At 47.7% G+C, this 14,348-nt stretch carries 15 protein-coding genes and 1 riboswitch; all 15 genes read right to left on the bottom strand.

Annotated elements, in window-relative coordinates; translation table 11 throughout:
• Nucleotides 1–55 precede the first annotated feature (55 nt).
• The 15 genes from ACTL32_RS13340 to ACTL32_RS13270 all read right to left on the bottom strand — a co-directional run bounded on the left by ACTL32_RS13340 (nucleotide 56) and on the right by ACTL32_RS13270 (nucleotide 14,295).
• On the bottom strand, nucleotides 56–1,228 hold the full coding sequence (locus ACTL32_RS13340) for an ABC transporter permease (RefSeq protein ID WP_441341939.1): 1,173 nt from the start codon (nucleotides 1,226–1,228) through the stop codon (nucleotides 56–58).
• Nucleotides 1,222–1,899 (bottom strand): ABC transporter ATP-binding protein, encoded by a 678-nt coding sequence (locus tag ACTL32_RS13335; RefSeq protein ID WP_441341981.1) that lies wholly within the window; start codon nucleotides 1,897–1,899, stop codon nucleotides 1,222–1,224. The genes ACTL32_RS13340 and ACTL32_RS13335 overlap by 7 nt, the downstream gene beginning before the upstream one ends.
• Nucleotides 1,900–1,917: 18 nt before the next feature.
• Complete coding sequence (locus ACTL32_RS13330; RefSeq protein WP_441341938.1) at nucleotides 1,918–2,778, bottom strand: efflux RND transporter periplasmic adaptor subunit; 861 nt, start codon at nucleotides 2,776–2,778, stop codon at nucleotides 1,918–1,920.
• 939 nt (nucleotides 2,779–3,717) lie between these two features.
• Nucleotides 3,718–3,981, bottom strand: a complete 264-nt coding sequence (locus ACTL32_RS13325; protein ID WP_441341937.1) for a hypothetical protein — start codon at nucleotides 3,979–3,981, stop codon at nucleotides 3,718–3,720.
• The gene (locus tag ACTL32_RS13320; RefSeq protein ID WP_441341980.1) at nucleotides 3,960–4,982 is read right to left on the bottom strand and encodes an IS4 family transposase; all 1,023 of its coding nucleotides are present in this window, start codon (nucleotides 4,980–4,982) and stop codon (nucleotides 3,960–3,962) included. Before ACTL32_RS13320 ends, ACTL32_RS13325 begins: the two co-directional genes overlap by 22 nt.
• Nucleotides 4,983–5,432: 450 nt before the next feature.
• On the bottom strand, nucleotides 5,433–5,720 hold the full coding sequence (locus ACTL32_RS13315; RefSeq protein WP_441341936.1) for a hypothetical protein: 288 nt from the start codon (nucleotides 5,718–5,720) through the stop codon (nucleotides 5,433–5,435).
• Between the two features lie 39 nt (nucleotides 5,721–5,759).
• Nucleotides 5,760–6,257, bottom strand: coding sequence for a DinB family protein (locus ACTL32_RS13310; RefSeq protein WP_441341935.1), 498 nt, complete (start codon nucleotides 6,255–6,257; stop codon nucleotides 5,760–5,762).
• Between the two features lie 111 nt (nucleotides 6,258–6,368).
• Complete coding sequence (locus ACTL32_RS13305; protein WP_441341934.1) at nucleotides 6,369–6,680, bottom strand: hypothetical protein; 312 nt, start codon at nucleotides 6,678–6,680, stop codon at nucleotides 6,369–6,371.
• Nucleotides 6,681–6,843: 163 nt separating this feature from the next.
• Complete coding sequence (locus tag ACTL32_RS13300; protein ID WP_441341933.1) at nucleotides 6,844–7,098, bottom strand: hypothetical protein; 255 nt, start codon at nucleotides 7,096–7,098, stop codon at nucleotides 6,844–6,846.
• Nucleotides 7,099–7,354: 256 nt separating this feature from the next.
• Entirely contained in the window at nucleotides 7,355–8,437 is a 1,083-nt protein-coding gene (locus tag ACTL32_RS13295) for an iron-containing alcohol dehydrogenase family protein (protein WP_441341932.1), read from the bottom strand.
• Nucleotides 8,438–8,452: 15 nt separating this feature from the next.
• Complete coding sequence (locus ACTL32_RS13290; RefSeq protein ID WP_441341931.1) at nucleotides 8,453–9,271, bottom strand: MetQ/NlpA family ABC transporter substrate-binding protein; 819 nt, start codon at nucleotides 9,269–9,271, stop codon at nucleotides 8,453–8,455.
• Nucleotides 9,272–9,290: 19 nt separating this feature from the next.
• Nucleotides 9,291–9,962: a methionine ABC transporter permease gene (locus ACTL32_RS13285; protein WP_441341930.1), complete on the bottom strand. Its 672-nt coding sequence runs from the start codon at nucleotides 9,960–9,962 to the stop codon at nucleotides 9,291–9,293.
• Complete coding sequence (locus ACTL32_RS13280) at nucleotides 9,952–10,965, bottom strand: methionine ABC transporter ATP-binding protein (protein ID WP_441341929.1); 1,014 nt, start codon at nucleotides 10,963–10,965, stop codon at nucleotides 9,952–9,954. Before ACTL32_RS13280 ends, ACTL32_RS13285 begins: the two co-directional genes overlap by 11 nt.
• Before the next feature lie 72 nt (nucleotides 10,966–11,037).
• A riboswitch (SAM riboswitch) is annotated at nucleotides 11,038–11,146 on the bottom strand.
• An 87-nt stretch (nucleotides 11,147–11,233) separates the two neighbouring features.
• On the bottom strand, nucleotides 11,234–12,268 hold the full coding sequence (locus tag ACTL32_RS13275; RefSeq protein ID WP_441341928.1) for a hypothetical protein: 1,035 nt from the start codon (nucleotides 12,266–12,268) through the stop codon (nucleotides 11,234–11,236).
• 557 nt (nucleotides 12,269–12,825) lie between these two features.
• Nucleotides 12,826–14,295 carry a glycoside hydrolase family 32 protein gene (locus ACTL32_RS13270; RefSeq protein WP_441341927.1) on the bottom strand — a complete coding sequence of 490 codons (1,470 nt, stop codon included), beginning with the start codon at nucleotides 14,293–14,295 and terminating at the stop codon, nucleotides 12,826–12,828.
• Nucleotides 14,296–14,348 lie beyond the last annotated feature (53 nt).

The raw sequence follows: 14,348 nt of genomic DNA, 5'->3' as shown, positions 1-14,348 counted from the left end.
TATTCCCTTAGCAATTGTGTCCCGCTTCCATTGGAAACCCAATTTCCTGGAACTCTTAGATGCTTCTCAAAGCTTCGATCGGGCTTAGCCTCGAGGCTTTCCTTGCAGGGGCGTAACCGAAGACGATTCCGATTGTCATTGAGAATCCGAGTGCCAATATAACAGTGGAAGGGGAAAGCAAGAAGCTGGTGCCCATAAATGCACAGATGGCAAATGCGGCGAGTACGCCGGATACTACACCGATAAATCCACCAATCAGCGACAAAAAAGCCGCTTCAAGGAGGAATTGCTGCTGGATTCGTTTCGGCTGTGCTCCAAGCGCTTTCCGGAGACCGATTTCTGCAGTCCGTTCTGTCACGGACACAAGCATCATATTCATAATGCCGATTCCGCCGACTACAAGTGAAATAGAAGCGATGCCCGCAATCAGCAAAGACAGCGTGGTGATCATCCCATTGATGGTCGACAGCATATCTTGCGTATTCCTCAGCAAAAACCCTTCCTCCTGGCTCTTGAATGCTTCACGAAGCACTGTTTCGATGGCGAGGGTCGTTTTTTCCGATTGCGCAGAATCTATCATATAAACGTCGGCCGCCATTATATAATTGGTTCCTAGCAGCTGCATGGAAGTTGTATAAGGGATGATTACCGCCTCATTGATCGAACTGGACGAGAATGCATGCGATTGTTGAAGTGTGCCGATGACTGTGAAATTCATGCCGCCGATCAGCAGGTCTTTCCCGATCGGGTCCTCTCCATAGAACAATTCACTGGCAATCGACGACCCGATTAAAGTGACTTTATTTTCACTTTGGATATCTAAAGGGTTAATCCCTCTTCCCGTTTGGATCAGGTCCTGGTTTTTAGAAAAGTACACATCATTTTTCCCGTTCACGCCGACTTCTTTTTTGACCGTGCCATTGGCCGCTATTGAAGTGAAACCGGATACAGTCGGGGATACGCTGTCCACGTTCCTGATTTCTTCAATTCTTTCTATATCCTGATGCACCAGACCCATTTTGGATGGCGTCCCGATGGCTGTAACGACAATCCGGTCCGCTTTAAAAGAGGCGAAATCGTTGGTCATGTCAACGGTAACCCCCTTGACTATCGTAATCAACGCAATGATGGAGCCTACGCCGATGACAATGCCCAGGATGGTCAATGCCGAACGGATTTTGTTGTGGACGACATTCTTCCAGCTCATTCGCAGATTTTCAATCAGCATCCGGCCATCTCCTCCCGCAGCACGCCGTCGAGAAGGCGGAAGATCCGCTTAGCGCTTTTTGCTGTTTCAGGGTCATGCGTAATCATGATAATCGACTTTCCTTCTTCGTTTATCTGATGAAAAAGATCCATGATTTGCTGTCCCGTTTTTTGATCGAGCGCGCCCGTCGGTTCGTCTGCAAGCAGAATTGTCGGCTGGGTCACCATCGCACGTGCTATTGCCACACGCTGCTGCTGGCCGCCCGAAAGCTGATTCGGCCGGTGCTCCATTTTTCCTTCAAGGCCGACCCTGGCCAGGATGTTTTCTGCCAGTTGTTTCCGTTCTTTCCCATGGATGCCGGCATACACGAGCGGCAATTCCACATTGTCCCTTGCACTCAGCCGCGGCAGCAAATGAAATTGCTGGAACACAAAGCCGATTTCCGTATTCCGGATAGCGGCCAGCTCTTTTTCATCCAACTCCTTCACGTTTTGGCGGGATAAAATGTATTCGCCGCGAGTCGGCGTATCCAGGCAGCCGATCAAGTTCATCAAGGTGGATTTTCCGGAACCCGATGGCCCAAGTATTGCTACAAAGTCCCCTTTGTATATCGTCAAATCAATCTCGCTCAGAATCATTTGCTCTTCTTTACCAAGAAAGTAGGATTTGCAAATGCCGGACATTTTTAAAATTTCCTCTTTCATGGTCTCTCACCTCCAGAAAAGCTGTTCCAACAGCCCTTCCTCGTTCGGCGCATGCATGACGTTTTCTCCGGCTCTGACGCCGCTCTTGACTTCCACTACCATCCCGTCATTGATGCCCGTCGTAATGCCTTTTTTCACCGGTTCCCCTTCTTCGGACGGTTGCAGCACATAAGGCTTATTGGCATTATCAAAGAAAATCACGTCCATCGGCAGCACAGTTGCGGCTTTGGCTTCTTCTTTGATGATTTTGGCTTCAGTGCTCATGCCGATGCGTAATTCTTCATCTTTCTCAAGATCAACCGCGACGGAAAAATAAGCAACGCCGTTTTCATTGACCGCTTCGTTGGAAATAGCGGCAATGGTTCCGCTAAGTTCTTTGGCGAATGCATTGATCGTCACTTTTATCTTCTGGCCGGTTTCCAAAAATTGAATGCTCATTTCATCGACTTTGACGTTGGTTTCAAGGTTTTCATAATCCACCAACTTCACCATTTCTGTGCCTGCTGCCACTGGCATATTTTCTTTGACCCGTACTAGGACGACTTCGCCATTTATAGCCGCTTTAATTTCTTTACCGGAAGCAGCGGACATTAGAACGTCGCCTTTTCGGACTTGGTCTCCAACGTTCACGTTAATGTTGCAGATTTGCATGGGTTTATCGCTTAAGACTGTCTCCCTGTTTTTTGCGTCAATAGTGCCCGGAAAGTTATGGAACGTCATAATATCTCTTGTTTCCGCAAGCTCTGATTGGAAAGCTACCGTTCCTTTCGGCATAAAAATAAACGCTCCCGAAACCGCTCCAACCAGAATGACAAAGATTCCCCACATTAACCATTTCTTCTTTTTGCGCCTGATCACATTTCCCATATATTTCGCCCCCATTTTTTGGCGGTACGGCTTTCCAAAATGCAGAAGCTTCTTACCCGGGTTTGCCCGATTTAATATACCTTATTCATTTTTATTTATGTCAATAAAAAAATGACCTTTTTGATAAATAATAGACTTATGATATCATATATAATCTAATTATTCAGTCTTTTTATCTATGTTTTTTTAAACAGGAGTTATGGATCGGTTTTGAAAGCTTTTGGCCTATGCTTTGCTCTATTAAAGAGGGCTTAAGCATTTTTAAGTAGAAATAAAAAAGCAGCCGATTCGGCTGCTGAGCTTGTACACAAAAGAATAATTTTTCAATTAGATGAATAAAATTAATGAAAGCTGTGTTGGATCCTCCACTTCAGGCGGACGCTTTCCGCGGGCTCGCGCCTAACTAACTAAGAACTTGTGCTCCTGCGCATGCTCGTCGCAAATACTTGCCCTCGCAAGCTTCGGTCAAGCATTGACTGGCGTCCGAGTGGATTTCGGCACTTCGCTATCCCGCAGGCAAAACCGGTGCTCCTGTCTCTGCATCGCTGCGCTAGCTTCGAGACACGAAAGGGCGTTGCATCTCTTCGCTGCTTCGTCGCAAACAAGTCGGCCGAACTGCCTTCGGCCAACTTGCTCGCCGCCTTCCGTTGCGGATTTTAAAGCCAGCGGCTTGGAACTAGCTACACAAAGCAGGATAAGCGTCTAATCCCTTTTTTAGATACAGGTGACTCTCCCGACCGTGCTGGCTACGAGACCATGCGCGTCAACTTAAGCTTCACGAATACGAATACTTATCGAGTCCGAGCCATATTTCCGGTCGACCGCTAAAAAACGTTTCATCTTTTGTAAAACGGGGGATAGGGATACTATCAACCCTGAACTTGAAGGCATGACAAATAAACATTCCAATTCCCCAAAATTCGCGTGTTTGTCTGCCTCTTAGGCTCGCAACCAGCTGATTGGCCCGGGTTCTCTTTCTTTCTTCCGGCCAATGGCGTTCAGGGTTTTCTCGATCTTTTGAAGGGTGCTTAGCCAGTCCGTTCCATCACGGACTCGCCAATGCACCCCTATTTTTTTGGCGATTTCCTTGAGGGCAATCTGTTCACTCAAGATGAAGTTGTGCTCTTGATAGAAACGGACGCGCAATTGATACGTGATCAAGGTGCTCAGAAGCAAGAGAATCAACTCTGCGTAAAATGACATTCCCAACGCGCTTGCTTCATTTGACGGAACTGGTCCAGGTTCAGGTCACTTTTCCACGAACGAAACAAGAGCTCGATCTGCCAACGATACCGGTAGAGCGCCACCACTTCCCCTGCGGGGATTTCGGCGGGCAGGTTCGTCACCAACATGGACACACCCGCTAAATCTAACGATTTTTGCTTAATAACCCCCTGCTTGGTTTGATCACGCCGCTTGATCCGGTATTCTTGGCGTCGCTGCTCTTCCTCTGTCATCCGATAGAGGATGAGGCGGGACGGCAATTTCTTATGTTTCCCTAGGTAGACCCTTGGATAATTTCTCATCTCACCCGGTTTGAGCGTTTTCACTTCCTCTTCCGGAAAGAGTCGTTCGTACGCATACTTTTGAACGATGGTTCCATCCGGATGATAGCGAGGGGTTGGATGCGCTATATAGAACATGGCATCAGCCCTTGTCCGACTAATATAAAAGGCCTCTGCCTGATTGATCTGTTCAAAGGTATCGTATTGAAAATAGCCGAGGTCCTGTAAAAACAATTCATCCTTTCGGATGTTCGCCAGTCGTTTTTGGCCAGACGGGCAATCGTTAGCTTTTGCGGGTTGAATCTCCAGGTGGTGAAACTGGCCGGTCAGGTAATCAATCTCCAGTTGGAACTTGGCTCCTGCCCCAACCGAACTCGGGTACTCTTCCTGGCACTCTTTTGAAAGACGAATGGTCGTGGCATCCAGAATACGGAGGGTACGAAACGAACGGCTGGTGGCTAACCGAATGCCCGGAAGGGCTAAGCTCTTCTGATACCGGAAAAGCTCAAAGAACAACTCTCTCAAGAAGCAGACGGTACGTTCATTCAAGTGATTGTTTAAGGCCTCTTTGGATAACTGCACATGTTGGTCGGCCAAATCCGAACAGAGTTCGGTCAAAGAATGCGCACTCAGAACGCCCGGGGACGTGAATAAGAGCTTCATAAAGGAACTGGCGGTCAGCTTTCGTTTTCGTTGGATGAATTTGGTCGTTTTTGCGAGTGTATCAAGTTCTTTTGGGTGAAAGAAACTGGAATAACTGTCTCAGCTGATACGCTGAATGGTCCCGTTTCATGACAACCCCTCCTTTACCTGATGATATTCTTCTTTACCATCCGGTAAAGGGATTTAACCCTCTATAAATTCTTAAGTTGACGCGCATGGCTACGAGACTCCTGTGGGAGCAGCGGAGCGACTCGAGCTGAAGACCCTGGACTGAGCGAAGCGAATGTTTTTTCAATTTGCGACGAGTAATCGCAGGAGCAAGGGAAGCGGCTGAAGCCGAGCCCACGGAAAGCGAAGTGGCCAGCCCGGTCGGGCTTATACATCTCTATTCAGTCAAATTAGGCTTTGTCTAAAGTCTGAGCAGCCGGTTCGGCTGCTTTAGCGGTAAAGTAATAACGTTATGTGTTTTTCATGCATCGGCCCTCTTCACAAACAGCTGGAACGGACAGCCTCAATCAAATCCGATTTAGCTTGGTCGACAAGTTTTCCAATCATCAAATCTCCATGCAATTCCGGACGGCTATATTCGATGTTAAATTCACTCTCTGCAGTTCCATCAGATTCAACAGTGGTCACACTTACCAATGAAGTTGCATCCAACAAGGTCTTGTTATCGTTCCATCCATGGATCTCTTTTTTCCAGTAGCTCAGCCCGTCTGCTGTTTTACCGTGCTGTATTTCGTTATCCAGTTCAATCCATTGCCAAAATTTCATCCAATCTCTCGCTTTCTTTACTGTAAAGTTATTTTTATATTAGAAGATATAGCTATCCAGCTCGTTTTTTTGCCGCAGGTGGTGGCGGAAATGCATTTCCACCAACTTAAGCCATTCCTCTGCATTCAGCCACCCGAATCCGCCGTGCCGTACTTTGGTGTGCGGATCGATAGCATCGAGCTCCGTTTCCCAACGGGCCATCCGCCGGATCAATTCTTCCATCCGCGCGTTCAAGTCTGCCCTGCTGCCTGAATTGTCCGGAGGCGCATTTAGTTCATCCGGCAATCTGATTTTAACAGGTGGAAAACCGCCGTCTTTGAATAATCTCTCGCCATATTCCGTTTTTCCGAGCGGCTGATCTTCTGCTGACCGGGCGCAAGTTTCCAAATTATCCAGGTATTCGTGGGCGACAACAATTAGATGGTCATACATTTGCCCGACAGACCAGACCCCTGGTGAAGGAATGGTTTTCAGGTGTTCGTCTGAATAACGGCAAAGATCTTTCTGGAACTGCACAAGCAGTTTGGTTTCTGTCATATGGAAACTCCTTTGCTACAGCCTGGCGATACCTATGATTTGCGGTTTTAAGCACATCTATTAATTAATAATAAGTGGTTTTCTACGATGCTGTCGTTTGCGGCATGATTGCTATTGCTCTTCTTCTCCGATATGCCTGTTGGCCCAATCCAAAATCCGCGGATAGGCATCTGCCTTGAACCACGCTTCCGGAGCGAAAGTATCGGTTTCGCCTTGCGGTTTTTCTTCACGGGCGCGGGCCACTTTCAATTGCACCCGGTCTTCGTCCCGCTTTTTGCCGCTTTTGTTTTCGTGCTCATAATGGCCGAACTCTTCTACAATCGCCCGGTATGCATGCAGGGCATCCTCTTTCTGATTGAACTTCCACGATTCCCGCTGGCCGGATGTGCTTAATTGCAAAAAATAATATGCCTCTTTTTCCATTGCCTCCACCTCCAATTACAAAATTTCGATAGGAAGGAGTAAAAAACCTTTTATTGCAGCAACAATGATTTACTATATGGAGTTAGCGTTAACATCTCACATATTTCCGTTTAAAGCCAAGTTTTCCTTCCGGTTTTTTCACTTGCCATTTGAAAAAAACTGCTTATAACCCGTACAGGCCGAGCATAAATATCCCCAAATACAGCAAATATGCCACCGGCAGCAGAATCAGGACAGCTGTTGACGCTTTTTTCCAAAACCCGTTGGAACTCATGGAAGAGGCGATGGCGGCCGATAAATACCCGGCAACTATCAAGAAAATCCACCATTGGCCAATGTACTTTCCGACAAGCGACTGCAGGATCAGGAAAGTAACAAACAGAATCAAAATAGAGACAAACCCTAAGTATTTCCGCAACCGTTCCACTCCTTCCGATTTAACCAATGCGGGTCAACCCGACTTCATATATTTACCATACCACAGTCAATCAAGGGCCTTCCGAAAAAGAATGAAATCCACTTCCTAGGATCACAGCCTTATGTGCTAAAGCTGGCCCCTGTTTCCGGAAATTGTTCCTTAACATAGAAAGAACACCCGCGAAAAGTGTACGGCACTTTTGCGGGCGTTCTCTTTATGGCTCTATTCGTTGTCGGATGCAGCAGGATCTCCTCTTTTATCGGGCGGTCAAGCTTGCTTCGATCCCCTTCATGACTGCGGCGACTTCAGCAGCTTCAATCGGTTCAGTTCGCAGCACATGGATTGTTTCTTCGTCGCGCGTAGCATGAATCGCAATCTCCCCAATCCATTTTCCGGGAATCCCGATTTCTTTTAATGAAGCCGGCAATCCAACTTTTTTATAAAACTCCTTCAGTTTTTCCGCTTCAGCCCCTTTGCCTTCAAGCAGCAATTGCACCAATGTGCCGTATGCCACTTTGTCGCCATGCAGCGCTTTATGGGATTCCGGCGCGATGGTCATGCCATTGTGGATGGAGTGCGCGCCGGCTGTACGGCCGAATTTGTCGCCAAAACCCCCGACCATGCCGCCGACCATGATAATGGTTTCCGCCACTCTGATGAATGCCTCTGACAGACGGCCCTTTTTCGCATCTCCAATGGCTGCTTCTGCATATTCGAACATTTCATCGGCGCAAAGCTTTGCGGTGTAATGGGCGATTTTCAAGGCGATTTGCGGATTCTCGAACCGGCTGATTTGCACATCGGCTTCGTACCATTTTGCGATAGTGTCGCCGATACCCGCAACGAGCAGCGGAACCGGTGCGCCGAGCAATACCCGCGGTTCCGCCAACAGCAGGTCGACGCTTCCCGGGAAGACCGTATAATGGGTCATCGTCCCTTCTTCCGTATAGATGACGCTGAGCGGCGTCCATGGAGCGCAGTTCGAGGCGAGTGTCGGAACGAGGACCGAAGAGGTTCCGGTTTCGTGAGCGACAGCTTTCGCAATATCGAGCACTTTGCCGCCGCCTGCTCCGATGATCGCTTCCGCTCCAAGAGCTCTCACAATATCGCCGACCCGCGCAATTTCTGCCAGTGAGCATTCCCCCTGATACAGATCAAAAGCGGTTTCGACTTTTTCCAGCGCAGGGAAAAACGGACGGAGCGCTTCCCATGATTTAGTCCCGGTCAAAATCAACGCCTTGCTGATGTTTCTAGCGAGCAGTTTCTCTTCCAAGCTATCGAGAACGCCTGCTCGACAGACATATTCAGCCGGTGCGCCTTTTACAATAATGTCTTCCACAAAAGATCTCCTCCCTTAGCGCGTTGCCATCCATTCCGGTTTGCCGAAGCCTTTGAAATCCGAATCGATCAACGCTTCGAATTCCGATGATTCCACAATTTCCACTAAATCTTTGGCGAGCTCGGTGTCTTTGTTTTCGGTTTTCACTGCCACCAGGTTACGGTAGCGGTCAGGCATGTCTTCAAGCACAAGTGCATCCAGCAGGTCCATATCAGCGGCAAGTGCAAAGTTGCCCGGAACCGCTGACAAATCGGAGCTTTCCACTGCCCGCGGCAAGCCGCCCGCTTCGATTGGCTGGAACTCCAGGTTTTTCGTATTCGTCTGGATGTCCTTCTCGGATACGGTCAATTCTTCTGCTGCCGGATCCAATGTGATCAAGCCGTTGTCCTGCAAGACCAGGAACGTACGGGCTGCATTCACCGGATCGTTCGGGATCGCAATGGTCGCCCCGTCCTTGATTTCTTCAAGCGAACCGAATACATTCGAGTAGATGCCCATCGGAGCAGTAGGCACCGTAATCAGCCCCGCCAAGTCCATGCCGTTTTCCTTTGAGAAGTTTTCAAGGTAAACGGAATGCTGGAACAAGTTGGCATCGAGGTCGCCGTTATCCAACGCATTGTTCGGCTGGATGTAATCGCTGAATTCTACGATTTCCACTTCATAGCCTTTTTCTTCAAGCGCCGGTTTGAACGCCTCGTTCAGCATGTCGCTGTATGGGCCGGCGGTGCCGCCCAGTTTGATGGATTTGGAGTCGGCGCTGGATTCTTCCCCGCTGCAAGCAGCAAGCAGTGTGAGCAGTACGAATAGTGCAGCTAGTAAGGCAATCTTTTTCATATGAGTTTCTCTCCCTTTTCTATCGTTTGTCTATTGCTTTTGACGTCCAATCTCCAAGCTGCTGAAGGATTTGGACGAGAACAATCAAAATGACGACCGTGACGATCATGATCGTGTTGTCGTAGCGGTAATAGCCGAAGCGGATCGCCAAATCACCGATGCCGCCTCCACCGACGACGCCTGCCATGGCAGAATAAGCGACCAGCGAGATGATCGTAATAGTGACGCCCTGGACAAGGCCTGTCTTCGCTTCCGGCAGCAGCACATCCTTGATGATCATCCACGGAGTGGCGCCGACCGCGACAGCCGCTTCGATGACGCCTTTATCGATTTCCCGCAAGGAGGTCTCGACGATGCGGGCAAAAAACGGAATTGCGGCAACCGACAGCGAGACGCTGGCTGCAGCAGGGCCGATTGTGGAGTCCACCAGCAGTTTCGTCAGCGGAATCAGCGCGACCAGCAGAATAATGAATGGGATGGAGCGCACCATATTGACAACAAAGCCCAAGACCGATTTAACGAACCGGTTCTCCAGAAACAGGCCTCGGTCGGTAACGAAAAGAATGATGCCGAGCGGCAAACCGATGACGATGGCGATTGCCAAGGAGACGCCGATCATATACAAAGTTTCGCCGAATGCTTTTGAAATGTCCGGCCATAATTCCATCATATGCTGAAAATCAAAGCCCATTTTCAATCACCTCCACAGTAGCGCCCCGGCCTTCCATATAAGTGATGGCCCGGCTGATATTTTCCGGTCTGCCCTGGATTTCCATCAGGAACAGGCCAAGCGGTTTTTCCTGGATATATTCGATGGATCCATGAAGAAAATTCCCTTTGACATCGAAATGCTGAACCGTGTCGGTAATGACGCCTTCCCCGGCGACTGCGCCTTTGAACTGCACTTTGATGACGCTCCCGGTGCAGGCCGCCAGTATCGGAGCCGGCACATCAAAAGACACGACCGATGAAATGAATTCCTTCGTCAATGCCGTTTTTGGCGAGGAGAACAGGTCGTAAACTTCGCCTTCTTCGATCACCCTGCCGCCTTGCATCACAGCCATCCGGTCACAGATTTCTTTGACAACATTCATCTCGTGCGTGATCAGGACGATCGTAATGTTCAATTCCCGGTTGATCTTCTTCAACAGCCGCAGGATGGACAGTGTCGTATTCGGATCAAGCGCAGATGTCGCTTCATCACACAGCAGGACAGAAGGATTATTGGCAAGCGCCCTGGCAATGCCGACGCGCTGCTTTTGCCCGCCGCTCAACTGCGAGGGGTATACATCCTTCTTATCGGACAGGCCCACCATCTCAAGCAGCTCATCGACTCGTTTGGCCGCTTGTGCCTTCGGAAGTTTCGCCGCCTTCAAGGCAAAAGCGATGTTTTCACTGACCGTCTTCTGGCTGATCAAATAAAAATGCTGGAAGATCATGCCGATTTTCAGCCGCGCCTGCCGCAGCCCTTCGCCTTTCAATTGAGTGAGATCCACCCCGGCGATTTTGATTTCGCCGCTGGTCGGGCGTTCCAGCAGGTTCATGCAGCGGAGCAAGGAGCTCTTCCCCGCTCCCGAGTAGCCGACAATGCCGAATACTTCGCCTTCACCCACTGTCAAGGAGACATTGTCCACGCCGGTGACGGTGCCTTTTTTCGTCTGGTACTCTTTTGAAAGATTCGTGATGCTGATCATGGCGGTGCCCCCTCTTTTTTATGCCAATAAAAAATGCCTCTTCCATTAAGAAAGAGGCACCGAATTGGATTAGGCTTATCTCTCAGAATAGATTCATTCTGCAGGAATTAGCACCTTCCCAGATCGCTCTGGAGGTTGCTGGACGTCATAGGGCCTGTCCCTCGGTCTCTCTTGATAATGTTCCATATGTAATTGTTTTTAGCATGTACCCAATAGTAAAGAACATTCAGCCGGTTGTCAAAGCTTTTTTAAGATTTTTATTTTTTAGTTAACCGAAATTCAATTCCTCGTCCACTCTGCCGATGACCATATACGCCGAAGACCCGTTGAAATAATAGGCCGGCTGATTCCCGCTATCGGCCCGGCAAATCGCTGATGGGATTTCAATTTCCCGCAGCGCCTGCATCAGTCCTTCTACGGCATTGGTGAATGTCGGACCCGTCACGCCTGTCATAACATGCGTATCCAAAAAATACGATTTGGCATCAAGCGGCTTCATTGGTTTTTCCGCACAACTATTCAGCAATAAATGCTTGAGCAGGAACGCATGGGCAGCTGGCAATTTTTCGCGGATGCCATTATAGATCAATTCTGGGCCTTCCGTGTTGAAAAAAAGGGTGATGGTATCTTTCGGATCCTTTTCAATCGCCTTCAAAACTTGTGCATGGGCGCAATGAATATGTTCATCCGCCGAAAGGATGCGGTAGGCGGAATTCCGGAGTTCATCCGTGCTGCGGCAGAGCTCTGCGAACATTTCCGTAAAGTCCCCGCTTTCGAGGGCCGCTGAAGAAACGGAACTCGCCGCAAATGCCCGGCTGCCGATATGCAACGAGCTGCTCGACATATACAGCAATGCACGCTTTACCTGATCGGCATTCAGTTGATAAGCATTCTCCGGATAACGGGATTGGTTGTCCAGTGCCTGTTGCAGCTGGCAAAGAGCTTCGACGTGCATATGCTGCTGGTGAAATAGCCCAGCCAGGCGGTATGCAGCGAGCGGATTCACCGGGTCGTAATGCAGCACTTTTTTCAAAGCTTGTTCTGCCGCATAGCGCTGATTGGCATCGCTGGATGCCGCCTGGCCGCAATAGCACAGCAGGAAATTGATCAATTTCTGTTGGATGTATGTATAGTAATGTTCATAATCTGCATCTTCCGCCGCCAACAGCTTAAGATGGGTGTGCATTGCATCATAAAGTTCAATCTTGGAATAATCCAAATTCCCTTGGTTATTTTCAGCTTGAAAGTGAATCTCCTGCTCCAATTCTTCCAGTTCATCCAAACTTATGTCATGATATCGCATGTTCTTCCCCCTAAATAAAAAAAGACCGTTGTATAACTCTGTAAAATGTTATGGTGGGATAATATGATTGCGGTACAAATACTATTATTAAGATATATTTTACATTTCTAACAAAGTTATATCATTTTCATGATACCAATCCTTAATTCGATACACAATATGCGTTTTATTAATTTTTTGTAAAAGGGATGTTTTTTTGAATTTCAGTTCCTTGTAGACTTTCATTAAATTGTCTAAGGACCGTTCTTTTGGCAAAACAAGGCATCCGAGCTTATTCAAATAAAATCTATAAAACCGGCAGAGGTTTGGACACAATGCCATAAACTGCCGGTTTCTATGCTTTGGGACATTTAAATATGCAATTTGATTTAAAGAATATATATAACCGTTAGTCTGCAACAATGAAAAAATCATTTCATCCGACTTCCGCTTCTCCTTGCCGTACATTTTGTGAAATTAAAATTGAAAAACAAAATGTTCTGATGAACTGGTTTGTAGAATCCAATGCTTTGCTTATGCCAGATACATTTCTTCAACGGAAAACGAGGGCGTCAGTTTTAAACAGAATGATTCATGAAATGCTTAGGATTTCGCAAGTTCCACTTTTCAAGCAATAACTCCACATGCCCATCTGATGTAAAGAAAACATCTAAATCAGTTGCTAGCGCAAAAAAACGGGCCGTGAACACTTCCTCCCCTCCATTGACAAAAACTTCAATGGCACTCGTGTCCAGAAAAATATGAAGCTCCTCAAGCGTAGCCAAAAAACAGCTTCGGCTTTCAACCGTGCCGTTTAGAAATCGTTTTCGCACCATCGTTAACCGCTTCTTCTGTTGATCGTAAATAAGCGTTATATTTTTGCGGATTTCTATTTTTATGTTGCCGGCCAGGTTCTGCAGAAAATGGATCTTCAGCTCCCCTACATTCCCCGAAAGCTCTGGCCACGTCTTTGTTTCATTATCTAAGCTTGATTGGAATGAAAGCCCTTGCGTTTCCCGCAACAACTTTAGTTCCGGCAATGGCTTTTGAATAATCCGATCTTTTCTCAGCTCTAATTCGCGTGGCATCGTTAAGGCATGGACCCAGCCTTTTTCAATTGTGGGCAAATGGGATTCCTGTTCCCCTGTAATTCCCATCCAGCCAAGCATGATCCGCCTTCCTTGTTTATCCTGAAACGTCTGCGGGGCATAAAAATCAAAACCACGATCCAACTCTGTAAATTCGCCATGGGGGAACTCAGTTGTTCCAACTTTCCATCTGCCGACAAAATAGCCAGACTGATGCGCATTATGGTAAAAGGAATTTTTCGCTTTCAACCCTTGAGGGGAAACGATGAGGATGTCTCTTCCATCAAGCTCAAAAAAATCTGGACACTCCCACATATAGCCGAAGTCCATCAATCCATTGAAGCGGTTTCCAGCTAAAATTCCTTTAAGCCCCCATTCCTGTAAATCTGTCGAAGCATAAAGCACAACCGCCCCTTCTTCATAAAAAGTTTGCGCCCCTACAACCATGTACCAAGTTCCATCCCTTTCCCACACTTTCGGATCCCGGAAATGGGCTGTGTATCCTTCTGGCAGCAATACAACCGGGCCTTTTTTTTCAAAATCAAAACCGTTGCTGGAAACGGCCATGCATTGATAAGTTTCAAATTTGCCGTTTCCGTGGTCCACATGCCCTGTATAAAACAAAACCATTTTCCCATCGACTTCAATCGCACTCCCCGAAAAACAGCCATCCTTTTCATACCATTCACTCGGAACAAGCGCCGGCTTGTGTTCTTGCCAATAAACAAGATCCTGGGAGGTAGAATGGCCCCAACATTTAGAGCCGTGCGCCGTACCAAACGGGTTCCATTGAAAAAACACATGATACATGCCTTTGTAATGGATCAATCCGTTTGGATCATTCAACAAACCGACCGCCGGCATCAAGTGGAATTGCAGCCGATGCGGATCGCTATTGTGGTTTTTTTGATACGCTTCGATTGTTTGTGTTATTCTTTCAAACCAATTGAATTGGACCATGATAATCTCCTATTTTCATTATTATTAACAAGCATAACGCCTATTTATTAAAA

The organism is Planococcus sp. FY231025 (genome assembly GCF_052078085.1).
GTDB lineage: Bacteria > Bacillota > Bacilli > Bacillales_A > Planococcaceae > Planococcus.
This window is presented reverse-complemented; position numbering and strand designations above follow the sequence as displayed.